This is a genomic window from Flintibacter sp. HCN-6482, from assembly GCF_037892565.1.
Lineage (GTDB): Bacteria > Bacillota > Clostridia > Oscillospirales > Oscillospiraceae > Lawsonibacter > Lawsonibacter aceti.
In genome coordinates, this window is sequence record NZ_JBBKBK010000002.1 from 715,643 (window position 1) to 737,775 (window position 22,133).

21 protein-coding genes are annotated in these 22,133 nt (G+C 51.8%); 5 read left to right on the forward strand and 16 right to left on the reverse strand.

Features of this window, described 5'->3' with window-relative positions; genetic code table 11:
* Positions 1 to 3: 3 nt before the first annotated feature.
* From WKS99_RS08520 to WKS99_RS08530, 3 genes are all read right to left on the reverse strand, one after another.
* The gene (locus tag WKS99_RS08520; protein ID WP_207721925.1) at positions 4 to 1,032 is read right to left on the reverse strand and encodes a branched-chain amino acid ABC transporter permease; all 1,029 of its coding nucleotides are present in this window, start codon (positions 1,030 to 1,032) and stop codon (positions 4 to 6) included.
* Between the two features lie 15 nt (positions 1,033 to 1,047).
* Positions 1,048 to 1,959: a branched-chain amino acid ABC transporter permease gene (locus WKS99_RS08525; protein ID WP_340405743.1), complete on the reverse strand. Its 912-nt coding sequence runs from the start codon at positions 1,957 to 1,959 to the stop codon at positions 1,048 to 1,050.
* Positions 1,960 to 2,099: 140 nt separating this feature from the next.
* Positions 2,100 to 3,278, reverse strand: coding sequence for an ABC transporter substrate-binding protein (locus WKS99_RS08530; RefSeq protein ID WP_186852594.1), 1,179 nt, complete (start codon positions 3,276 to 3,278; stop codon positions 2,100 to 2,102).
* 417 nt (positions 3,279 to 3,695) lie between these two features.
* Here WKS99_RS08530 and WKS99_RS08535 point away from each other — a divergent pair, with 417 nt between their 5' ends.
* A complete protein-coding gene (locus WKS99_RS08535) occupies positions 3,696 to 4,094 on the forward strand; it encodes a hypothetical protein (protein ID WP_186852595.1) in 399 nt (132 codons plus the stop codon).
* 46 nt (positions 4,095 to 4,140) lie between these two features.
* Here WKS99_RS08535 and WKS99_RS08540 read toward each other — a convergent pair whose 3' ends face one another.
* Both WKS99_RS08540 and fba read right to left on the reverse strand, forming a co-directional pair.
* Positions 4,141 to 4,650 (reverse strand): amidase domain-containing protein, encoded by a 510-nt coding sequence (locus tag WKS99_RS08540; RefSeq protein WP_186852596.1) that lies wholly within the window; start codon positions 4,648 to 4,650, stop codon positions 4,141 to 4,143.
* A 102-nt stretch (positions 4,651 to 4,752) separates the two neighbouring features.
* Complete coding sequence (gene fba, locus WKS99_RS08545; protein ID WP_147571804.1) at positions 4,753 to 5,718, reverse strand: class II fructose-1,6-bisphosphate aldolase; 966 nt, start codon at positions 5,716 to 5,718, stop codon at positions 4,753 to 4,755.
* Positions 5,719 to 5,860: 142 nt separating this feature from the next.
* On the opposite strand from fba, the gene WKS99_RS08550 reads away from it, so the two are divergent.
* Positions 5,861 to 7,102 (forward strand): 6-phosphofructokinase, encoded by a 1,242-nt coding sequence (locus tag WKS99_RS08550; protein WP_240287642.1) that lies wholly within the window; start codon positions 5,861 to 5,863, stop codon positions 7,100 to 7,102.
* 45 nt (positions 7,103 to 7,147) lie between these two features.
* On the opposite strand, the gene WKS99_RS08555 is transcribed toward WKS99_RS08550, so the two are convergent.
* The 5 genes from WKS99_RS08555 to leuC all read right to left on the reverse strand — a co-directional run bounded on the left by WKS99_RS08555 (position 7,148) and on the right by leuC (position 12,946).
* Positions 7,148 to 8,434, reverse strand: coding sequence for an AI-2E family transporter (locus tag WKS99_RS08555; protein WP_186852598.1), 1,287 nt, complete (start codon positions 8,432 to 8,434; stop codon positions 7,148 to 7,150).
* 143 nt (positions 8,435 to 8,577) lie between these two features.
* A complete protein-coding gene (locus WKS99_RS08560) occupies positions 8,578 to 9,777 on the reverse strand; it encodes a pyridoxal phosphate-dependent aminotransferase (protein ID WP_147571807.1) in 1,200 nt (399 codons plus the stop codon).
* Positions 9,778 to 9,951: 174 nt separating this feature from the next.
* Positions 9,952 to 11,028, reverse strand: coding sequence for a 3-isopropylmalate dehydrogenase (gene leuB / locus WKS99_RS08565; RefSeq protein WP_147571808.1), 1,077 nt, complete (start codon positions 11,026 to 11,028; stop codon positions 9,952 to 9,954).
* Positions 11,025 to 11,510: a 3-isopropylmalate dehydratase small subunit gene (locus tag WKS99_RS08570; RefSeq protein WP_147571809.1), complete on the reverse strand. Its 486-nt coding sequence runs from the start codon at positions 11,508 to 11,510 to the stop codon at positions 11,025 to 11,027. The genes leuB and WKS99_RS08570 overlap by 4 nt, the downstream gene beginning before the upstream one ends.
* A 179-nt stretch (positions 11,511 to 11,689) precedes the next feature.
* Complete coding sequence (gene leuC, locus WKS99_RS08575) at positions 11,690 to 12,946, reverse strand: 3-isopropylmalate dehydratase large subunit (protein WP_147571810.1); 1,257 nt, start codon at positions 12,944 to 12,946, stop codon at positions 11,690 to 11,692.
* Positions 12,947 to 13,397: 451 nt separating this feature from the next.
* On the opposite strand from leuC, the gene WKS99_RS08580 reads away from it, so the two are divergent.
* A complete protein-coding gene (locus WKS99_RS08580; protein ID WP_340405744.1) occupies positions 13,398 to 13,937 on the forward strand; it encodes a DUF1697 domain-containing protein in 540 nt (179 codons plus the stop codon).
* Positions 13,938 to 14,012: 75 nt separating this feature from the next.
* Positions 14,013 to 14,645 (forward strand): Crp/Fnr family transcriptional regulator, encoded by a 633-nt coding sequence (locus WKS99_RS08585; protein ID WP_147571812.1) that lies wholly within the window; start codon positions 14,013 to 14,015, stop codon positions 14,643 to 14,645.
* A 44-nt stretch (positions 14,646 to 14,689) separates the two neighbouring features.
* Here WKS99_RS08585 and WKS99_RS08590 read toward each other — a convergent pair whose 3' ends face one another.
* The 5 genes from WKS99_RS08590 to WKS99_RS08610 form a co-directional block, all read right to left on the reverse strand.
* On the reverse strand, positions 14,690 to 15,217 hold the full coding sequence (locus tag WKS99_RS08590) for a dihydrofolate reductase family protein (RefSeq protein ID WP_186852602.1): 528 nt from the start codon (positions 15,215 to 15,217) through the stop codon (positions 14,690 to 14,692).
* Positions 15,214 to 16,857 (reverse strand): SulP family inorganic anion transporter, encoded by a 1,644-nt coding sequence (locus tag WKS99_RS08595; protein ID WP_240287635.1) that lies wholly within the window; start codon positions 16,855 to 16,857, stop codon positions 15,214 to 15,216. Before WKS99_RS08595 ends, WKS99_RS08590 begins: the two co-directional genes overlap by 4 nt.
* 150 nt (positions 16,858 to 17,007) lie before the next feature.
* Positions 17,008 to 18,492, reverse strand: a complete 1,485-nt coding sequence (locus WKS99_RS08600) for a M23/M56 family metallopeptidase (RefSeq protein ID WP_340405745.1) — start codon at positions 18,490 to 18,492, stop codon at positions 17,008 to 17,010.
* On the reverse strand, positions 18,485 to 18,868 hold the full coding sequence (locus tag WKS99_RS08605; RefSeq protein WP_147571816.1) for a BlaI/MecI/CopY family transcriptional regulator: 384 nt from the start codon (positions 18,866 to 18,868) through the stop codon (positions 18,485 to 18,487). The genes WKS99_RS08600 and WKS99_RS08605 overlap by 8 nt, the downstream gene beginning before the upstream one ends.
* Before the next feature lie 125 nt (positions 18,869 to 18,993).
* Entirely contained in the window at positions 18,994 to 19,758 is a 765-nt protein-coding gene (locus tag WKS99_RS08610; RefSeq protein ID WP_240287631.1) for a MerR family transcriptional regulator, read from the reverse strand.
* Between the two features lie 201 nt (positions 19,759 to 19,959).
* On the opposite strand from WKS99_RS08610, the gene WKS99_RS08615 reads away from it, so the two are divergent.
* Positions 19,960 to 21,786, forward strand: coding sequence for a CvpA family protein (locus tag WKS99_RS08615; RefSeq protein WP_340405746.1), 1,827 nt, complete (start codon positions 19,960 to 19,962; stop codon positions 21,784 to 21,786).
* Positions 21,787 to 21,804: 18 nt separating this feature from the next.
* On the opposite strand, the gene WKS99_RS08620 is transcribed toward WKS99_RS08615, so the two are convergent.
* A complete protein-coding gene (locus WKS99_RS08620) occupies positions 21,805 to 22,065 on the reverse strand; it encodes a GIY-YIG nuclease family protein (protein ID WP_147571818.1) in 261 nt (86 codons plus the stop codon).
* Between the last annotated feature and the right edge of the window lie 68 nt (positions 22,066 to 22,133).

Here is a 22,133-nt window from a genome sequence, read left to right on the forward strand (position 1 = left end):
TTCTCAGGACTTAGAGACACCCGCAGGCTCTTTATCCTTCTTTGAGCCAAACAGCGGAGTCTCGTACAGGGACGCACGAGAAATACGCATAAAGGGAACTTCCTTGCCACCACAAAGCCCCTCTGAGCGATAGAGCATCACAATGACCAGAATAGCCGCATACACCGCCAGGCGCCAGTCGGCCAAAAAGCGGAGAACCTCAGGCAGGATGGTCAACAGTGTGGCGCCCAAAATAGAACCAGTCAGAGATCCGGAACCCCCGGCATACAAGTAGACCAAGAAATCGGAGCTCTTTGTAAAGCTAAAGGAGTCCGGCTGAATGAAGGCTAGCACATGAGCATACAGGCCGCCTGCTACGCCGGCAATAAAGGCAGCGATACAGAACGATGTGATCTTGTAGCGGGTAGTATTGATGCCCATGGCATCTGCAGCAATCTCATTGTCCCGAATTGCGATAAAGGCGCGGCCGTAGGGAGAATAGATAAGGTTACGCAATAGATATAACGTCAACGCCATAAAGAATAAGATCCAGGCAAAATTGGAGTAATTTGGAATGCCAATCATGCCTCTGGCTCCGCCAATCGGCTGGATCAGACGAAGGATAGCGCGGACAATTTCACCAAAGGCCAGAGTAACAATGGCCAAATAGTCCCCCTTTAGCTTTAGGGAGGGCATCCCAATCAGCACTCCTACCAAGGCAGCCACACACCCTCCTACCAGTAGGCCTAACAAAAAGACAGGGACCTGGGCAACTACCGGAATATTCTTACCATCAAATACCATGGTGGTAATGACCGCGGCCCCATAAGCACCTAGGGACATAAAGCCAGCGTGGCCAATACAGAACTGTCCAGTAAAGCCATTGACCAAGTTCAGACTGGCTGTCATCATAATGTTGATGCCGGCAAACATCATGACTTGAATATAATAGCCATTTAGGATACCCACAGAGCGCAGGACCGTTACAACTACATATAAAAGGACAACAATTAAGGCGGGGTAAATCGACTTAATCAATTTCTTTATATTCATAAAGATCACCCCTCCTTAAACTTTCTCTATGACCAGCTTGCCCATGATACCGGCAGGCTTGACCAAAAGGATAACAATCAAAATAATGAATCCGACAGCATAGCCGAAGGTAGAGTTCAAAGCGGTAGCAAATATTTGGGCGATCCCAAGGATAAAGCCCCCCAACATGGCCCCCCTAATATCACCGATACCACCCAGAACGGCTGCGACAAATGACATATTGCCCAGCCAGGAACCCATATACACATCAACCTGAGGATAGGCACTGGCATAGCAAATACCAGACACTGCGGCCAGAGCGCCGCCTACGAAGAATGTGATGGAAATGACGCGGTTGACATTGATACCCATCAAAGAAGCTGCATCCTTGTCCATACTGACGGCCCTCATCTGTCCACCGATCTTTGTGCCATTCACCATGAAATATAGTGCCATCATAGTAACAGCAGCCAATATGATCATGATAATCTGGGTCGAAGTGATAGACGCCCCTAAAACATTAAAGGTTTTGGGCGCAAATAGTGTGGGGAAGGAGCGAGGATTCGGGCCAATAAAAGGTAAGGCCCTTGGAAAGTTCTCCAAAAACATGGAGACACCTACAGCTGTGATCAACGCGATCATTCTTGGTTTATTGCGCAGAGGTCTGTAAGCGATCGCCTCAGTCGCTACAGCGATTCCGCCAGTGCCCAGCATAGCAATCAATATGATAATCCCTACAATAAGCATTGGGAATGTTCCATCAATCTGATAGCTGGAGAAAAGTTGAGCAATAAAATAGGTGCCCAATGCACCAATCATCAAAAAGTCACCATGAGCAAAATTGATCATGCCAACAATCCCATAGACCATGGTATAGCCCAATGCAAGCAACGCATATACGCTGCCCAATTGCAAGCCGTAAACTAAGTATTGTAGGATCGTAGCCACAGGAACGCCTCCTATCATGTCTAAAAAATGGATTTACTAAGAAAGAAATGTGCCGGCTGGTATCAAACGCAGCCGGCACATTCAGTTATGCCTAAGAAAGAATTGCTGCCCTATGTCATCGATGAAAAATCCAAAAGAAATCAGCTAGGATTGATGGAAGAAACATAATGGGAAACACCATCAGCATCATACTGCATAACCACGCCACCCTTAATGGGGTTACGATCCTCACCCATCGTCATAGGACCAGAGGGCAGTTGAAGATTCTCAATAGAAGCCAGAGCGTCACGGACACCATCGCGGGTCAGCTCTTCTGCATTCTGCAACGCATAGAGAACCATCATAGTAGCTTCATAAGCCAGTTCAGCATTGGAATTGGGTTGCTCATCGGGATGCAGGGCAGTGTACTTCTCCACAAACTCAACAGCAGCGGGATCGGTAGACTCAGCAGAAAAAGCGGAAACATAGGCTACGCCATCCACAGCAGCACCAGCCACCTGTCCGACTTCAGGAGTATCAGCAGAGTCACCACAGATAATGGGGCAAGTGATGCCAGCGGAGCGGGCCTGCTGGATCTGGAGGCCGAGCTCACTCAGCAGGTTGGGGAAAAATACACTCTCTGCATTGGCAGCGGCCAGCTTCGTCAACTGAACGTTATAGTCCTTAACATCAGAGCCGGAATACTCTTCGATAGCCAAGATCTGACCGCCCAGCGCTTCATAGCTTTCAATAAATGCGTCCTTCAGTCCAGTCGCATAGGCATCAGCGTTGTTGAACATAATGCTGGCAGTCTCATATCCGGACTCCCAGATATACTGGGCAGCCATCTGCCCTTGGAAAGGATCAATAAAGCAGGCCCGGAAAATATAGTCGCCTACCTCAGTAACCGCAGTGTTAGTCGCAAAGGTAGTAACGATGGGGCATTTGGCATTCTGAGCAATCGGACCAGCAGCCAATGCGCATTTGGACATATCAGGGCCGACTATAGCAATAACCTTTTCTTCCTCAATTAATTTCTGAAACACATTTGTTGTTTTTTCCTCGGATGCCTCATTGTCCATGTAAATGAACTCGATGTTATACTCTTTGCCCTTAATGTCGATCTTACCGCCTAGCTCGTTCTCTACAACTTCGACACCATTCGTAATGTACTTTCCAGCAATAGCAGAGACACCAGAAATGGGGCAAACAACGCCAATTTTTAATGTTTCTACCTCATCTCCGCCGCTGTTGGTAGAGCCGCTATTACTACCGTTTCCACAGCCGGCCATGGAAAACACCATCGCCAAAGCCATCGCAAATGCAAGAACCTTTTTCATTGTTTTCCTCCTGTTTGATCAAATATTATACTAAAGAGAGACTTCTCTTTAATATCGTTTTTTCATATTATGAAATATTATCTCTTATTATGGAATCAAATTCTTGTTGTTTATTTTAATATCAGTACATGCAAAATGTCAACGCTAACATTTCTATATTTATTCTTTTTGTATGATATGTCAAATTTGTAGCTAAAATTTGTTTAAGTCGTAAAGATAAAATTATTGTAATTGAAACTCAGTCATATTATAATGAAATTTAGTGGCTGCATTCTTGCATTACCCTATGAGTCTGTAGGCAGTTCAATTTTTATTCAAAGTGAAGTGGCATCTAAATCAGTTGACAATCATTGGTCCGCAATATATTATTATTGTTGTTAACTTTCATTTCGCTAAACAGTATTTTAGGAGGAACCCATGCCTACCGCATTCCTTGATTCCTTTCAATTAATCGTTGCTTTTTATTTGTTTTATGTTTCAATTAAAGGTTCTGGACAGATGTACCGTTTTTTTGATATTTCAGAGGAAGATCAGATGCGAGTCCGCCTCCCTCTGCGCCTCATCTATGCTATTGCTGGCATTATCGCTCTGGTGGAATCTGCTGTTTGTATGCTGCAGAATCAAATGTTTACTCAGACCATTACCGAGAATGGTGTCATTATCATACAGAATTTCTCCATTGAAGTTCTTCCTTTTCTCACCTATGATATGATGTCTACTATTAGTTCGGCTTTGACTCTTGTTATCGTTCTTCTGCTGGCCGGAGTGGTGATTTGGTTGAGGAAACTAAGCCATCGCAATTCAAAGAAGCATTAAAAAAGCACCCAAAGTATCTACTTTGGGTGCTTTTTAATGGTATCTTTCATCCCCATTGATATGTACCTAAGATATGGATACATCTTAGCTGTACATAAGGATAGGTGCTCAAGGGACGAAAATCCGTGTCCTGACTATGCGCGGCCACAAGAATAGAGCCCGGCCCATTCTCTCTTTTTATCTCTACCACGATTGGATTATGGCTAAATTCCTGATGTCCGGAGAAACGAAGCTGGATAAAATCGCCCGGTTCCACCTGCTCCAGCAGGACCTCTCTCCCAAATGGACCGGGTGTCTTTTGCTTCCTCGTTAAAAAGTTAAAAAAATAAGGTACCCCTGTCCACGCCGGAGCCCTGTCTTTCCCGCTGTTGTAGTACCAGCCAAAGGTGGGTGTGAAGTTCATGACCCCAGCCCCGGCATAGAGGCACTGGGAAGCAAAGTTAGTACAATCCCCTCCTAATTCATCGAAATTCATATATTTAGGGTTTCTTTCATAGGCCCAGCGGTGCGCATAGGAAACTCCAGCAAAACGGTCATAAGGTATGATTTTTAGCATTCTTCCTCCCCCCCTTCTCTCATCTTATGCAGAGAGATCAGAAAAGGGCCCCAGACCCGCCGTAGCGGATCTGGGGCCGGAGTCGTTGCTTTTTGAAAATTATCAGGCCTTACCGTCGCAGCCCAAAACATCAATCAGCTTATGCTTAACCATAGCCTGGATAGCGGCACGGGCAGGCTTTAGATACTCACGGGGATCAAACTTATCAGGGTGTTCAGCCATGAACTTGCGGATGGTTCCAGTCATGGCCAGACGCAGGTCGGAGTCAATATTGATCTTACACACAGCGCCACGGGCGGCCTGACGGAGCTGCTCCTCAGGAATACCGACGGCATCGGGCATCTTTCCGCCGTTCTCATTAATCATCTTGACAAACTCCTGCGGCACGGAAGAGGAGCCATGAAGCACAATGGGGAAGCCGGGCAGGCGCTTCACAACTTCATCCAAGATGTCAAATCGCAGGGGTGGAGGCACCAGTTCGCCCTTCTCGTTACGGGTGCACTGAGCGGCGGTGAACTTATAAGCGCCGTGACTGGTGCCGATAGCAATGGCCAAAGAGTCACAGCCAGTCTTGGACACAAACTCTTCCACCTCTTCGGGGCGGGTATAATGGGAGGCCTCAGCAGACACATTCACTTCGTCCTCAACGCCAGCCAGAGCGCCCAGCTCCGCCTCAACCACCACGCCGTGGTCATGGGCGTACTCCACCACTTTCTTGGTGATCTCAATATTCTCGGCAAAGGGCTTGGAGCTGGCGTCGATCATAACGGAGGTAAAGCCGCCGTCAATACAGGACTTACAGGTCTCAAAGCTGTCGCCATGATCCAGATGCAGGCAGATGGGCAGGCCGGTCTCAATCACAGCAGCCTCCACCAGCTTCATCAGATAGGTGTGGTTCGCATAAGCCCGGGCCCCTTTGGAGACCTGGAGGATCAGGGGAGCATTGACTTCCTTGGCAGCTTCGGTAATGCCCTGAACGATCTCCATGTTATTGACGTTGAAAGCACCGATTGCGTAACCGCCATCATAGGCTTTCTTGAACATTTCTGTAGTAGTAACCAATGGCATAATTACCATCTCCTTTGAATTTGGTAATCCTTATTGTACCATTAACAGTTGATAATTACAAGTATCTGTGCTAGAATTTAGAAGAGAATTTCTGAGTTAAATCATTTTTCCACGTATTTTTATATTTAAGGAGGAAGCAAACATGGAGAAACTGACCGGAGCTTGTATCATTGGCCAGTCTGGCGGCCCCACCGCTGTCATCAACGCCAGCGCTCAGGGCGTCATCCAGACCGCTTTGAAGTCCGATTGCATTACCCGTGTTCTCGGTGCTGCCCATGGCATCAAAGGTGTACTGGAGGACAAGCTGTATGATATGTCCCAGGAGGATCCCGCTGAACTGGATCTTCTAAAGTATACCCCCTCTTCCGCTTTGGGCTCCTGCCGCTACAAGCTGGCTGACCCCGACAAGGATGACACTGATTACAAGCGGATCCTTGAGATTTTCCAGAAGTACAACGTCCGCTACTTCTTCTACAATGGCGGCAATGACTCTATGGATACCTGCAATAAGATTTCTAAGTATATGCAGAAGGTAGGCTATGAGTGCCGCATCATGGGCGTGCCCAAGACAATTGATAACGACCTGAACGGCACAGACCACTGCCCCGGCTTCGCCTCTGCCGCCAAGTATATCGCCACCTCCTGCGCCGAGGTCTGGCAGGACGCCCACGTCTATGACACTGGCATGGTCACTGTCATTGAAATCATGGGCCGTCACGCCGGCTGGCTGGCCGGTTCGGCCGCTCTGGCTTCCCTCGCCGGCTGTGGTCCCGACCTTGTCTACCTGCCCGAAGTGGACTTCGATATGGACCGGTTCATCGCCGATGTCAAGAGCATCTATGATAAGACCGGCAAGTGCATGGTCGCTGTATCCGAGGGTATCCACTACGCCGATGGCCGGTTCGTGTCTGAGGCGGAAACCTCTGCCACCGACGGCTTCGGCCACGCTCAGTTGGGCGGCCTGGCCGTAATGCTGGCTGATGTCATCAAGAAGCACACTGGCGCCAAGGTCCGGGGAATCGAGCTCTCTCTGCTGCAGCGTTGTGCCTCCCACGCCGCCTCCAAGACCGATGTCGAAGAAGCCTGGCAGGCTGGCTCCGCTGCTGTTGAAGCCGCTGTGGCCGGCACAACCGATAAGATGGTGGCCTTCAAATGCACCCGTGAAGGCGGCTATCAGTGCCAGACCTCTCTGGAGCCATTGGACATCGTGGCTAACTTCGAGAAGAAGGTCCCCCGTGAGTGGATCAACGAGGCCGGAAACGGCGTGGAGCAGCCCTTCATCGATTATGTACTCCCCCTAATCCAAGGCGAAACTGACGCTCCCAAGGAACATTCCCTCCCCCGCTTCGCCCATCTGAAGAAAGTGCTGACCACTGATATGTAATCTAAAATATAATCAGCCCCGGAGCTGCTCTCCGGGGCTGATTTTTTATTCCTTATGACCATTTGGCAGGGACATGGGGCCTGTACGCCCCATATACACCTCTGTTTCAGTTGGCAGCTTATGACGGCGCAGGCCATAGCAGACCAGCCGCCTGATTATACTGTAGATCATAGCAAATACTGGCACTCCCAGCACCATCCCAGCAAAACCAAACAGTCCGCCAAACAGAATAATAGAAAACAAGACCCAGAAAGAGGCCAACCCGGTAGACTCACCCAAGATCTTAGGACCCAGGATATTTCCGTCAAACTGCTGAAGCACTAAAACAAAAATGGCAAAATATATGCTCTGGATGGGATCGATGATAAAGATCAGCAGGATACAGGGAATCGCTCCAATGAATGGACCAAAAAAGGGAATCACATTGGTCACACCAATGATGGTCGCAACCAAAGCCGGATAGGGAAAGTGAAAGAGATTACAACAGGCCAGACAAATAATTCCGATAATGAGAGAATCCAACAGCTTTCCATTAATAAACCCACTCATGATGCGGTAGGCTTCTCTCGTTTCAGACACAATCAAATCAGCGTGGTCTGTACGGAAGATACTGTAAACAATCTTCTTACTCTGAGCAGCAAACGTGTCCTTCCGAACAAGGAGATAGACAGAAACAATGATGGCAATCAACAGGTCCTTGATCAGCAGTAAGGCAGCCAACAAAATAGCGGATACACCGGACACAACTCCGGTAATGTTCGGTAGGACCGTAGCTCGCAGCCAGTCCAGCGTGGAGGACACCGACTCTAAATTGGGCAGGATATCTGAGGAGAGCCACTGCTCCAGAGAGGTGGCCGCCGAGTTATAGATAGGCATGATAGCGGACTGTATCTCTGGATTGTCCTCCAGGAAGGTTAACAACCACACCTGGGCGCTCTCAATGTACTCTGGGAAAGCCATGACCAATCCGACGATGCTGTCATATACCTGGGGAATTACCATGGCCAGCAGCAGATACAGCAGGATAAAGGCAACCAGCAGACTCAAGACGATGGATATTATAGATAAAAACCGGACATCGTTCTTGTTTTTCAGCTTCTGATTTGGTGTCATGGCCAACATAAACTGGAGGATATGCCTTTGGATTGGCAGCAACAGAAAGGCCAGTATCATCCCCATAAAAATAGGGCGCAGGATATGTGATAAGGTCGTGAAAAAAGCACGGACCGAGGCGGCGTTGAAGATCAGGAAAAACAGTAAAATTGCCGCGGTCACCACACAAAAGGCCGTGACTCCCGCCGCGATAAATGGCCCGTACTTCTCTCTCTTCAAACAAGCCCACCCGCTTTCTTCTTGATTGCTGTTGTTTTCATTATATCGTATTTTCTTCTCCCCCGCTACTCTTTCTTAAAAGTTTCACAAAACTTTAATGATTGAAAATGGCCGCCCATAGGGACGGCCATTTTTCATCGTATTCAGATTGTCTCTCCCGCCAGGAATCGCTCCAGACGGTCCAGTCCCTCTTTGATGTTCTCCATAGAGGTGGCATAGGACCAGCGGACAAAATTCGGCGCCGCAAAGCCGGTCCCGGGGACAACCGCCACCTTCCCGTACTTCAGGAAGAGGTTTCCGAAGTCATCAGAGTCTTTAATCACCGTACCATGGAGCTCTTTTCCAATGAGCTTCTCAATGTTCATCATCACATAGAAAGCGCCCTCAGGCTTGATGCAGCTGACCCCCTCAATCTGATTCATCCGTTCCACCATATAGTTGCGCCGCTCCTCAAAGGCCTTGCGCATCTCCTCAATGGAGTCTTGAGAAGCGGAGAGTGCGAGAGCCGAGGCTTTCTGAGAGATAGAGCAGGGGGAGCCAGTGGAATGGCTGAGGAAATTGGCGATGACCTTTGCAATCTTGGCGGGGGCAGCCACATAGCCAATTCGCCAGCCGGTCATGGCATAGGACTTGGACACGCCGTTAATCAGCAGGGTGCGCTCTTTAATATCCTCGCCTAAGGCAGCCAGGCTGACAAACTGTCCGCCGTCATAGACCAGCCCGTAGTAGATTTCGTCAGAGATGACATAAATATCCTGCTCCACACAGACCTTAGAGATGGCCTCCAGCTCCTGGCGGCTATACATCATGCCAGTGGGGTTTGATGGGTTGTTAAGGATCATACATTTGGTCTTTGGGGTGATGGCGGCGGCCAGCTTCTCTGGCGTAATCTTGAAATTCTCTGCCTCGGTAGCCTCTACCACAACCGGAACACCGCCCACCATACGGATCAGCTCGATATAACTGACCCAGTAGGGAGCGGGCAAGATGACCTCATCCCCTGGATTGACAAGCGCGCGGAGGGCCACATAGACACAGGGCTTCGCGCCGTTAGACACAGCGATCTGGGTATATTCATAGTCTACACCGCAGTCCTCCTTCAGCCGCTGGCAGACAGCCTTGCGCAGCTCAATGGTGCCGGCTGCAGGGGTATATTTCGTTTCGTTGTTCCGAATGGCCTGGATACCAGCCTCCTTAATATAATCAGGGGTGGGGAAGTCAGGCTCTCCAGCACCAAAGCCGATGACATTCTGCCCCTCCGCCTTCATCTGCTTAAACATAGCGTCGATGGCCATAGTAGTAGAGGGCTCCACTGCCAGGGCGATCTTAGACAGTTCCTTCATATCATGTGTCCTCCTTCAACCTCTCATTCTGAGGCCCAATTTTTGCAACGCATATTATATTCGATTACGATCCAAAATGCAAGAGAAAAAAATTAATTTTGCAATTTCTACTAATTGCCTCCGGGAAAGAGAAACAAAAAGAGACCTGGCGAACCAGATCTCTTTCTTCTATTTTTATAGTTTCCTTCGGATTAGCTCTCCCATCTGAACCGTGCCAATGGTCTGCTCTCCCGACTTCGCAATATCCTGGGTCCGCCAGCCCTCAGCCAGCACGGCATCTACCGCCTGTTCGATAGCATCAGCCTCATGCGGAAGATGGAAGGAATAGCGGAACATCATCCCCACAGAAAGGATCGTTGCGATTGGATTAGCCTTATCTTGACCGGCGATATCCGGGGCAGAGCCATGAATCGGCTCATATAGGCCGGGGGCAGTATCACCGATGGATGCAGAAGGCAGCAGTCCGATGGAGCCGGTGACCATAGATGCCTCGTCGGAAAGGATGTCACCAAACATATTTTCTGTGACCACCACGTCAAACTGGCTGGGGTCCTTCACCAACTGCATGGCGGCATTGTCTACCAGTACATCCTCATATTCTACATCAGAGTACTCCTCTGAAAGACGGTGCATGATAGACCGCCACAGGCGGGAGGTCTCCAACACATTGGCCTTATCTACACTGGATACCTTGTGGCGGCGCAGGCGGGCCAGCTCAAAAGCCCGGCGTCCGATACGCTCGATCTCCATCTGGGAGTAGGCCATCCGGTCAGATGCCTCCTCACCCCTGTCCTCAGTCTGATACCGCTCCCGCTTGCCAAAATAGATGCCGCCTGTCAATTCCCGCACCATCATCAGATCGATGCCCTTTTCCGCCGTCTCTTTCTTCAGGGGGCAGGCGTCCGCCAGGGCGGGGCGCAGGGCGGCGGGGCGTAGGTTGGCATACAGCCCCAGGTCTTTGCGAATAGACAGCAGGGCGGTCTCCGGCCGCTTCTCCGGGTCGGAGGCGTGGCCCCACTTGGGGCCGCCCACCGCGCCTAACAGCACAGCGTCACAGGCCTTGCACTTCTCGGCGGTGCCTTCGGGGTAGCTCTTGCCCACCGCGTCGATGGCGCAGCCACCCATCAGCACATCCTCAAAGGAGAAGCTGTGGCCAAATTTCTTGCCTACGGCCTCCATGACTTTGACGGCCTCGCCAACCACCTCTGGGCCGATGCCGTCGCCCCGGATCAGGGCGATCTTAAAGTTCATTTCGCTACCCCCCGCTCCTTCAGTGAGTTGAGCAGTCCGCCGCTCCGGATGATCCCTTCAATAAACTCCGGGAAGGGGGCGGCCTGATAAGTCTTGCCGGTGGTCTGATCGGTGATGACTCCGGTGGCAAAGTCCACGTCCACCTGGTCCCCGGCCTGGATCTCCTCCGCCGCCTGGGCGCACTCCACGATAGGCAGCCCGATGTTGATGGCGTTGCGGTAGAAGATACGGGCAAAGGAGGGGGCGATGACACATTTTACTTTGCAGGATTTGATGGCCAGAGGGGCGTGCTCCCGGCTGGAGCCGCAGCCGAAGTTGGGACCGGCTACGATAATGTCGCCGGGCTGGACAGAGGACGCGAATCCAGCGTCGATGTCCTCCATACAATGGGAGGCCAAAGCGGCGGGGCTGGGGTCGTTCAAATGCCGGGCGGGGATGATCACGTCGGTGTCCACGTTGGCGCCGTATTTATATACTTTCATAGGAGTTGTTCCTTTCTGTTCAAAGTCAAAGGAGTCCGTTGTCGTTAGGAGTTAAGAATGAGAAACACATGGTGTCCTTTCGCTCCAGAAGCTCAAGGCAGGTTTTACCAAGCTGTGTGCTCCCTGGTGATCCCTAACTTCTAAATTTTAATGCAAACCTCAATAAAAGGCTTTGCTTTTTACTTGCGTGGATCGGCTACACACCCGGCGATGGCGGAGGCGGCGGCCACAGCGGGAGAGGCCAGGATGACCTCGCTGGTCACATGGCCCATGCGGCCCACGAAGTTGCGGTTGGTGGTGGAAACGGTACGCTCTCCCTCCGCCATGACGCCCATATGACCACCAAGACAGGGGCCGCAGGTTGGGGTGGATACAGCTGCCCCGGCCTGGATAAAGGTTTCAATGAGTCCCTCCTTCATGGCCTGAAGGATGATCTCCTGTGTGGCGGGGATAACAACACACCGGACATTTGCGGCCACCTTTTTCCCCTTCATGATAGCGGCGGCGATGCGCAGATCCTGGATACGTCCGTTGGTGCAGGAGCCAATGACCACCTGGTCAATGGGCAGCCCAGCCACCTCGCTGACCACCTTGGTATTTTCCGGCAGATGCGGCATAGCCACAGTAGGCTCCAACTGGTCGAGGTCAATGACCACCTCGCGCTCGTATACGGCGTCGGAGTCGGCGCAAAATGCCTCACAGGGGCGGTTCACACGGCCATTAATATACTCCATGGTCCTCTCGTCTACTGGGAAAATACCGTTCTTGCCCCCTGCCTCAATGGCCATGTTGGAAATGGTGAAACGGTCGTCCATGGTCAGGGAAGATACTCCCTCGCCCGTGAACTCTAGGGACTGATACAGAGCTCCATCCACTCCGATGGTCCCGATAAGATGGAGGATGACATCCTTGCCGGACACATGGGGCTGCAGCTTGCCCTTCAATGTGACCTTGATGGCGGAGGGCACCTTGAACCACAGCAGTCCCGTGGCCATGGCGGCAGCCATGTCGGTGGAGCCGATGCCGGTGGAGAAGGCTCCCAGAGCTCCGTATGTACAGGTGTGGGAGTCGGCCCCTACGATGATCTCACCGGGGGCACACAGGCCTTTTTCTGGGAGCAGAGCATGCTCCACGCCCATCTGGCCCACATCGAAAAAGTTTGTGATCTGGTGCTTATGCGCAAATTCTCTGGCCTGCTTGCACAGCTGGGCCGACTTGATGTCCTTGCAGGGGGTGTAGTGGTCCAGGACAATGGTGATCTTATCTTTGTTAAAGACCTGGGTAAATCCGGCCTTTTCAAACTCGGTAATAGCCACAGGAGTGGTGATGTCATTCCCCAGCACCATATCCAGCTTGGCCTCAATGAGCTGCCCTACTTCCACCTGTTCCAGTCCAGCGTGTTTGGCCAGTATCTTCTGTGTCATGGTCATTCCCATAAAATTTACCTCCTTGCCGTTGTTAACGATATGGTAGCAAACAGATTTGAAAAAGAATGTAAACTATGTTACAATTAAATCAAAAATTGATTTTCCTCTTTTAGACGGGAGCCGTTGGCAGCCCAAAATGCCAAATGCCATTTTCAGGAGTGAGCAGGATGGGCAAAAATAGGGCAACACTGATCTACTTGGAAGATTGTATCCTTATAAGCAAGAAGAATTATAAGGATTGGCAGGAAATCCAACTTGAGTTTTGGCGCGGCTATAAGGCGAGCCTATCTCCAATGACCAGCGAAGAAATGATCGATTTTTTCCAAGATGAGTATGGTGAAGAACCTTGCTGGCCGTTCTCTAAAAATGAGATCCTCCATTTCTTTCACTGTCAATGTGAAATGATCCGGTCAGAAACACTCAGATAAAAATATAGGCAATCAGATAGGAGCTTGATTCAATGAATCTGTACATCGCTTTTTTAAGGGGCGTCAATCTCGGCGGCAAAAATAAAATTCCCATGGCGGAACTAAAAACAGATTTTGAAAATCTGGGCTTTGGAGCGGTCAAAACATACCTAAATAGTGGAAATGTCCTCTTTTCTAGCGACCAGAACGGCAGAGAGGAATTAGCCAGTCAGATTGAGAGCATGATAAAAGTCAAATTTGGTTTTGACATACCGGTCTTTGTCATCTTAAGGCAGGATCTGGAGGATATCCTGCAAAACGCCCCCGCTTGGTGGGGCGCCGGACGAGAAGGGATATACGATAACCTGATCTTTATTATGCCGCCGGCTGTCTTTTCCCAGGTATTGGACGAGATTGGGACGCCCAGAGAAGGACTGGAACAGATTCAGAACTATAAAGAAGCTATCTTCTGGTCATTTAGCCGGAAGGACTATCAGAAAACAAATTGGTGGCCCAAGACCGCCAGCGCCGCTATTAGTAGAAAACTGACCATCCGAACGGCAAACACTGTCAGGAAACTGGTTGGAATGTGACCTCTTCTCCCCTCCCTATCAGGACGAACTCTAATCTGTCTCGATATCAGTTGATAATCAGGAGCGATACGCTATATGAATGCCTTTGATTTGGACTTTCCCGCTCACATCTGGGCGCCTTTTGCCCAGGGGCGTCCCCCAATCCGGTGCTCACCGGGCTATCTGATCTATCTTCAGGGGACCGAGGCCACCTGCTTCTACTATCTGAAGGAGGGGCAAGTGCGCAGCTTCATCCAGTCAGAGGACGGCGCGGAGCGGGCGCTCAATGTCTACGGCCCTGGCAGCCTATTTGGAGAGGCCTCCTTTTTTGACGAGCTGCCGCGAGTATCCTCTGCTGTGGCCCTCACAAGCTGTGAGATCGTGGCGATTGACCGGGAGCTGGTCACCGAGGAGATTGAAAAGGACCCAGAACTGGCCCTGGCTATGATGAAATATCTTGCCAGAACTGTGCGTCTGCTCTCTACTCAACTGGACCAGATGGCCTTCCGCCCGGCCCAATGGCGGATCGCCCGATATCTGCTGTCACTCTCCCCCACCGGCGGCCCGGTCCGCTGTACACAGGAGGACATCGCCTCCTCTGTATCTGCCAGCCGAGTGACCGTGAGCCGCGTTCTGAACCAGTTGGCTCGGCAGGGCATCATTGAACTGGGCTACAGCACCATCTTCGTATGGGATATAGAAGCCCTGAAAAAAACCTGTCAAATTTGACAGGGAGGGAAACCCATCAGTTTTCCCTCCCTGTCCTGTTCTGTTTACCTTCTGTCATAGATACATTCTACCATTTCTCCCCGCCTGCAACAGTCAGTCAGATGCAGGAAGGTACTCTCCTCCCGCTCTCCGAACAAGCGGATTCCGCCCCCCAGCAGGACAGGCAGGATGGTCAAACGAATCTGGTCGATTTGGTCGGCCTCTGCCGCCTGGCGGACCAGCTCTGCCCCTCCGCACAACCAGATATTCTTCCCCTTTTCTTCCTTCAAACAGTCTAACAGTTGATCCAACGGCCCGTTAAAAAAATGGATGCCTTTTTGATCGTCCAGATGGCGGTGGGTCAATACATAGGTCGTCAACCCCTGATAGGGCCACTGATCTGGAGAGAGCTGTGTGGTCACCTGATGGTAGGTCTTATATCCCATGAGAACAGTATCGACCTTTTGGATAAACTCGTCATAGCCGCTGTCCTCCTCACCATTGGATGCCCGTTCCAGCCAGTCCACCCCTCCCTGGCGGTCTGCGATGAAACCGTCTAAGCTCACGGCAATATAGAGGATAACCTTTCTCATACAGGCATACCCCCTATTGAGATAGCTCGTTCCAGCGCTACATCGATATTCGGCTGGAAATTTTCCGCTCCTACCAAATCATACATACCAGATTTTCGAAAGACTGACATGGGCTGTTCGTTCACATGGGAAAATACTACATTAATATTTTTTCTTACACACTCGTCATAAAGGCGGCGCAGACCATTCAAGGCTGTGATATCCATAGCGGGGACTGACCGCATCCGCAAAATCAGAACCCGACATCCATTGTCCCGCTCCATATGTGGGATTTTATCGGCGGCGCCGAAAAACATGGGACCGCTGATCTCATATACCATGACATAGGCCGGTACAGGCTTCAGGCGGCCCTGTTCATCTCCCGTGTCCTCCACATACTCCCACTCCTTGACAACCGCTACGTCGGCCATACGCTTCATAAACAGCAGGCAGGCCAGGGACAGCCCCACCCCAATGGCCACCACCAGATCAAAGGCTACTGTGAGGATAAAAGTGAGGACCAAAACCGCGATGTCACTTTTGGGTGAAGTCTTTGCTACCTTCAGTACAGTACGCCAGCCACTCATATTGTAGGCCACCTGGAATAGGATGGCCGCTATGCAGGGCATCGGAATCAGCGCCGCGTAAGGCATCAGAAGGACCAGAACCAGAAGCAGCACCAGAGCGTGTACCATGCCGGCCACAGGGGATGTGCCGCCGTTTTTGATGTTGGCGGCGGTACGCGCGATGGCACCGGTCGCCGGAATTCCTCCGAACAGGGCCGAGGCGCTATTTCCTACCCCCTGGGCCACCAGTTCCATATTGGAATTGTGCCGTGAGCCGATCATCTCATCTGCCACAACTGCGGACAGCAGAGATTCGATGGCCGCCAGCACAGCGATGGTGAAGGCGTCCGGCAGGACCGCGGACACTGTCTCATAGGACAAATCGGGCATTTGGAACGCAGGCAGCGCACTGGAAATGACATAGAGATCGCCAATCGTATTGACCGGCAGATCCAGCAGTCCAACCACCGCCGCCGTCAACAGTACCGCGATCAGTGAGGCAGGTATCCTTTTCGAAACCCTAGGCCAGAGGAGCAGGATCGACAGGGACAGTATCCCAACCGCCATGGCAGCCGGGTTGACGGTATGGAAGGTTCGAACCACTTCTTCCAGCTTTTCCATCGTTTCCACAGGGGCCTGCTGAAAGGTCAACCCAAAGAAATCCTTTAGCTGGCCAATGACGATTGTGACTGCAATACCGGCAGTAAATCCGATTGTAATAGTGTAAGGAATAAACTTAATCATACTGCCCATATGAAGAATCCCCATCAGTACCAGCATGACGCCGGCCAGCAAAGTAGCCGTAGCCAGTCCAGCCATTCCGCTGCGGGCCACGATACCTGCTACAATGGTGGCAAAGGCCGCGGTGGGACCTGCGATCTGCACTTTACTCCCGCCCAAGGCAGAAATCAAGAATCCAGCCACAATAGCTGTATAGAGGCCCTGTTCTGGAGATACACCAGAAGCCAGAGCCAAAGCAATGGAGAGCGGCAGGGCAATAATGGCGACGATCACTCCTGCGGTCAGGTCTTTCAAAAACCGATCTTTGGAATAGCCCTTTAGACATCGAAAAAGCTGGGGTTTTAAATCAGTCATCTTTTCTCCTCCTCAATAATAAAACACACAACTTTTTTATCATAGCCGCTATTCCAGCCCTTTTCAAGGGTTTTCTCTATTTTGTTTCATTTTTAAAAATACGGGGCCGAAAAACGGCCCCGCAGATGGTTCAGCTTTCAATTTTCTTTCCTATGCCGCCCCGTTGGTCACCCTCGCCTCTGGGAAATAGTCCATAGGGTCTACCCAAACTCCATCCAGCATCGTTTCAAAATGGAGGTGGTATCCGGTGCTTTTTCCTGTTTTTCCCACCGCCCCGATCTGTTGACCAGCTGTGACCTGATCGCCCTCCTGGAAGAAATCGCCAGACACAAGATGGGCGTATTTGGTGCTTAGACCTCCGCCGTGGGAGAGCTCCACATAATTGCCGTACTCCGTGTTATAGCCCACCTCGGTCACTGTGCCCTGAGCGGCAGCCAGCACGGGGGTCTCCTTCTCCAAAACGAAGTCGATCCCCATATGCTCCGATCGCTTCCCGGTAATTGGGTGGACTCTGCCTTCAAACAGGGCACTGATCTTGACCTCTTGCCCCCCTTCAAAGGGCCAGGACAACTCGGCAGGGACGGACACCTCCTCCGACGGCACAGGCCCCTGTACTACAGTCGGTTCCGCCGCGGAGGAGGTACGCTCTCCGCCCGCGTAGGCCCCTACCACTACAAAAGAGATCGCTGCGGCGGCTGTCACCACCCAAAGGGCCGCTTTTGTCAGCTTTGATGTTTTTCTTACCTTCATAATCGCCTCAATCCTTTCTCTCAAACAATTTTTTTGACTTCCAAAGGGTGCAGAGAGAGGACGCACTCCCCTGCCCTGGCGCTCCGCCGCCCACAATAGCGTCCTTCCATAGTTCGTCCGCTGGTGCAGGGACATATTTTTGACCACCTCCTGGTCACAAGACAGCTCGCTATCCCTGTCTATGGCCCTTGCCATCAGCCAGACAACTGGATCAAACCAGTACAGCGAGGTCACCAATACCACCAGATGTTTATAGGCCAGGTCCCGGCGCCGCCAGTGGACCAGCTCATGGGAGAGGGCATAGAGCAGGGCGCGTCGTTCCAGCTTCTCCTCTGGAAGGTAAATGATGGGGCGGAATAGGCCGATCAGTACAGGGCTTTCGACTCCCCCTGTCCGCAAGAGGAGTGGGACGTCCTTTCGCCTGCCAGCCAACTGCCGATAGACCGCCTGTTCCCATTCGTCTGCTGGGTAAGCCGTTCTGTCCAGCTCTTGCCGGAGGCGGCGGCAGCCAAAATAGCGGGCCGCCAGCGCGGTGATAGCGCCTAAGCCCCAAAGGGCAGCCAGTACATAAGGCCAAAATTTCGTTTCCGATTTATCTCCCTCTCCAGCAATCGTGATGGCCCCTTCCTTTTCTGGAACAGGCCGCCCCTCCTCTGCTTCAGAAACCGTCACCCAAAGCTCCGCCGGCCGCTCCATCAGCCGGTCACTCAGGCTCTGCTGGGTACCCAGAGGGCACAGGAACCGGAGCAGTGCCAATAGCCACAGATAATACCAAAAGGCTCTCGGGGTTCGTTTCTTTAACAGGGTGCGGAAAAATGCCACTGTCACAGCCATCAGGCTTCCTGAAAGGGCCAGCGACATCAGCAGCAGCAAGTGATCAGCCATGGCTCCCCTCCCGGTCCAGCAGAGCCCTCAGCTCATCTAAGTCCTGATCGGTCAGCTGATCTCCCCGCACCAGGCTGGCCACCAAATCTTTGGCACTTCCCCGGTAAACCCTCTGAATCAGAGAGCGGGTAGACCACCGCTGATAATCCTCCCTATTCAAGACAGGGCGATAATAAAAGGACTCTCTCCTTCTGGCCTCTACCGCCCCTTTCTCGCACAGGCGGCGCAAAAGAGTCTTGATTGTAGAGCTGTCCCAGCCACGGCGCTCCTCCAGCCGCTTTCGTATGGGCGCGATGGGCAGGGCCTCCTCTGCCTCCCAGAGCACCTCTAACACTTCCAGCTCTGAATCTGATATTTTGGCCGCTATGTCCTGCATGGTACCTACCTCCTAAAGCAGTCTACACTTGTAACCCTTTATAAGTCTACAACTGTAACCTGCTTTTGTCAAGGATTTTTTAAGGAGGCGGGCCCCGAACAGATCGGGCGCCCGCCTCCTTCTCCTTACAGCTTACCTGCCCAATGCAGGATGGCATCTCGCAGGAACTGTGCACATCCATCTGTCTCTCTGTCATAGTAAGCGGTAAACCGCTCATCTGCCACATATAATTCGGCCAGTCCCTTATGCCTGTCCACATCATACTGATTTCCGGAGATCGTAAGCCAGCGGCGATGGAGAGCCGCCAGCTCCTCCCCTTTCTCTCCCGATGGGGCGTCACCCATTTCTACTGCCTGCCGAAGTTTGGAGCGTATCTCCTGACCGAGAGACTCCCACTGACGATACTGCTCTTGTGTCAGCCCCATCACAGACGCATTGGCCTGGTCCATCTCCTGGTCACCGTATGTTTGGCGGATCTCCGCCCCATATCTTTTCTCATTTTCCTCTACGGCACGCCGCTTAAAAGCCTGAAATTTCTGTTCATCCATCATAACATCATTCCTTTCCAATGACAGGATAGTTTCCTTTACAGAACCTATCAGCTTTTCGATTCTGGCCCTTTCTGCCATCAACGTGGACAGATGGCTCCGCAGGGCAGACAATCGGTCGAAGGAGGGGTCGTCCAGACTTTCCCGTATCCGCGCCAGCTCCACCCCGAGGGCACGGTAATACAGGATATCCTGGAGTCGGTCCACCTCAGCCGGGCCATAATAACGGTATCCGCTCTCAGCGGTACGGCTCGGCTTCAGCAGGCCGATCTTGTCGTACCAGCGCAGCGCGCGGGTGGTCACGCCAGCCAGCTTCGACATTTCCTGAATCGAATATTCCATCGCTTTCCCTCCTTGCTCTGCATTGTATCAGTTGACGTTGCGTAAAAGTCAACCCTGTTTTTTTATTTTCTCATTTCTTCCAGCGGTTCCGTTTTTATCCAATTTTAATGCGCTCTTGATTGCTTTTTTTTAAAAAATCGTCTATGATATATTATGATATTTTTTCAGCACCATCAGAACTATGATAAAAGGAGAATTAATTTGAAAAAAGAACGGTCTGGGTCCCCTTTCCTCAAAACAGGCTTTGGGCGCACCCTTCTCAGTCTGGTCATCACAGCGGTGGTTGGCTTCCTCTACTTTTATGTCAGTCTGCCTGCCATCAATCCCCAGTCCAGTGATTTTTACACCTTCCTCGCCCTTCTATGTGTCGTCTATGTGATCTGTGTGTTTTTGCTGTCCGGTGCCCCCAGAGACAACGTGGTACGCACCCCGGCTGAAAAGCTGAAGGAGTGGGTCCGGTTTGTCAAAAGCCGCTGTCTTCCGGTCGGCATCCTGTTCGTGGTGGTATTGGCGGTCGCGCTGGTGGGGCAGATCATTTCCCTGCCCATCTTCCGCGCGTCCTCTTACCGGGATCTGCTCACAGTAGAGGATGGTAAGTTCACGGAAGACATCAGCCAAATCTCTTTTGATAAGATCCCCACTCTAGATCGGGAGTCCGCCGAGTATCTGGGCGACCGTCAGATGGGTACACTCAGCGATATGGTCAGTCAGTTTGAATACTCCAATGACTCCACCCAGATCAACTACCAGGGGCGGCCTGTCCGGGTGGCTCCTATCGCCTACGCTGATCTCATCAAGTGGTTTACCAACCGGAGCGAGGGCCTGCCCGCCTATGTATTGGTAGACATGGTCACCCAGGAGGCCACAGTTACTCGCTTGACTGAGGGCATGAAGTACTCCTTCTCCGAGCCCCTGAACCGGAACATCATGCGCCATCTCCGTTTCCAGTACCCCACTTTTCTCTTTGACACCCCCCAATTTGAGATTGACGAGGATGGACACCCCTGGTGGATCGCTCCCCGAGTGGTCAAGACCATCGGTCTGTTCGGTGGCCGGGATATCCAGGGGGCCGTACTGTGCGACGCCATTACCGGGGAGAGCGTCTATTACGACATCAGCGAAGTCCCAACCTGGGTAGACAATGTGTATACCCCCGCCCTGATCATGGAGCAGTACGATTACCATGGAACCCTGGTCAACGGCTTCATCAATTCCATTCTGGGCCAGCGGGGTGTGACTGTCACCACCGAGGGATATAACTATATCGCTCTCAACGATGACGTGTATGTGTATACTGGTATTACTTCCGCAAACGCTGACCAGTCCAACCTAGGCTTCCTGCTCAGTAACCAGAGGACCAAGGAGACCAAATTTTATGATGCTCCCGGCGCTACAGAGTATGCCGCCATGGCTTCTGCACAGGGCGTGGTCCAGGACTTGGGATATGAGGCTACCTTCCCCCTGCTGCTGAACATCGCTGGAGAGCCCACCTATTTCATCCCCCTTAAGGACGCAGCCAGTTTGGTAAAGAGTTACGCTATGGTCAATGTGGCCCGATATGATATCGTGGCTACTGGAAACTCAGTCACCGCCTGTGAGCAGGCCTATATCCGTCAGCTCACCGAAAAGGGAGTAACACAGGCGGAAGAGCTTCCCCAGACGCAGGTCAGCGGCATTGTGGCAGAAATTCGGAGTGCTGTGCTGGAGGGCAACACCTACTATTTCGTCCGTCTGGAGGGAGAGGACGTGTTTTACTCCATCTCCGCCGCTCAAAACCGTGAGGTAGTCACCTTGAATGTTGGGGACCTGGTCACCATTGACCACGCGGTGGCCGCCGAGGGGAGCCAAAGCAGTATTCTGGACGGCTATTCCCTGACCATTTTTCGCGTCATCGGTGAAGCTGATAGCCCCACCGACACTATTCCCCAGCCCGCGGTCTCATCTTTCAGCCCTTTGGACAGTGAGCAGATCGGCGTCATCGGCGGAGCCGATGGCCTCACCGCTATTATCACACAGCCCAAGGCATAAGTCACACAGGAGCGCCAGTTATCTGGCGCTCCTGTGCCATGTTTGGATTAATTTCTCTTTCTGTTCCCGGCGCAGTTTTTTGAGCGCCAGCTCCCGGCGCAGGGCGGCAGGCTTGTCTGGCTGCGCCTCTGTGTAGCATAGCTCTAGCGGGCCTCTCCCCCTGGTATATTTGGCCCCTCTGCCCGCCCGGTGAGCGGCTAGGCGGCGGTCTACGTCGTCGGTGATCCCAGTATACAGTGTCCCATCTCCACAGCGGAGGATATAAACAAACCACGACACTCCTCTCCCCCCTTGCTGAATCATAGTGAAAAAATGGGATGTGCCGGTATCAGAAGAAAACGATTCCA

Bases quoted from the DNA above. Each gene is read 5' to 3' on its own strand.
- WKS99_RS08520 (WP_207721925.1), bottom strand. From the start codon at position 1,032: ATGAATATAAAGAAATTGATTAAGTCGATTTACCCCGCCTTAATTGTT.
- WKS99_RS08530 (WP_186852594.1), bottom strand. From the start codon at position 3,278: ATGAAAAAGGTTCTTGCATTTGCGATGGCTTTGGCGATGGTGTTTTCC.
- WKS99_RS08535 (WP_186852595.1), top strand. From the start codon at position 3,696: ATGCCTACCGCATTCCTTGATTCCTTTCAATTAATCGTTGCTTTTTAT.
- WKS99_RS08540 (WP_186852596.1), bottom strand. From the start codon at position 4,650: ATGCTAAAAATCATACCTTATGACCGTTTTGCTGGAGTTTCCTATGCG.
- fba (WP_147571804.1), bottom strand. From the start codon at position 5,718: ATGCCATTGGTTACTACTACAGAAATGTTCAAGAAAGCCTATGATGGC.
- WKS99_RS08550 (WP_240287642.1), top strand. From the start codon at position 5,861: ATGGAGAAACTGACCGGAGCTTGTATCATTGGCCAGTCTGGCGGCCCC.
- WKS99_RS08560 (WP_147571807.1), bottom strand. From the start codon at position 9,777: ATGAAGGAACTGTCTAAGATCGCCCTGGCAGTGGAGCCCTCTACTACT.
- leuB (WP_147571808.1), bottom strand. From the start codon at position 11,028: ATGAACTTTAAGATCGCCCTGATCCGGGGCGACGGCATCGGCCCAGAG.
- WKS99_RS08570 (WP_147571809.1), bottom strand. From the start codon at position 11,510: ATGAAAGTATATAAATACGGCGCCAACGTGGACACCGACGTGATCATC.
- leuC (WP_147571810.1), bottom strand. From the start codon at position 12,946: ATGGGAATGACCATGACACAGAAGATACTGGCCAAACACGCTGGACTG.
- WKS99_RS08580 (WP_340405744.1), top strand. From the start codon at position 13,398: ATGAATCTGTACATCGCTTTTTTAAGGGGCGTCAATCTCGGCGGCAAA.
- WKS99_RS08585 (WP_147571812.1), top strand. From the start codon at position 14,013: ATGAATGCCTTTGATTTGGACTTTCCCGCTCACATCTGGGCGCCTTTT.
- WKS99_RS08590 (WP_186852602.1), bottom strand. From the start codon at position 15,217: ATGAGAAAGGTTATCCTCTATATTGCCGTGAGCTTAGACGGTTTCATC.
- WKS99_RS08595 (WP_240287635.1), bottom strand. From the start codon at position 16,857: ATGACTGATTTAAAACCCCAGCTTTTTCGATGTCTAAAGGGCTATTCC.
- WKS99_RS08600 (WP_340405745.1), bottom strand. From the start codon at position 18,492: ATGGCTGATCACTTGCTGCTGCTGATGTCGCTGGCCCTTTCAGGAAGC.
- WKS99_RS08605 (WP_147571816.1), bottom strand. From the start codon at position 18,868: ATGCAGGACATAGCGGCCAAAATATCAGATTCAGAGCTGGAAGTGTTA.
- WKS99_RS08610 (WP_240287631.1), bottom strand. From the start codon at position 19,758: ATGGAATATTCGATTCAGGAAATGTCGAAGCTGGCTGGCGTGACCACC.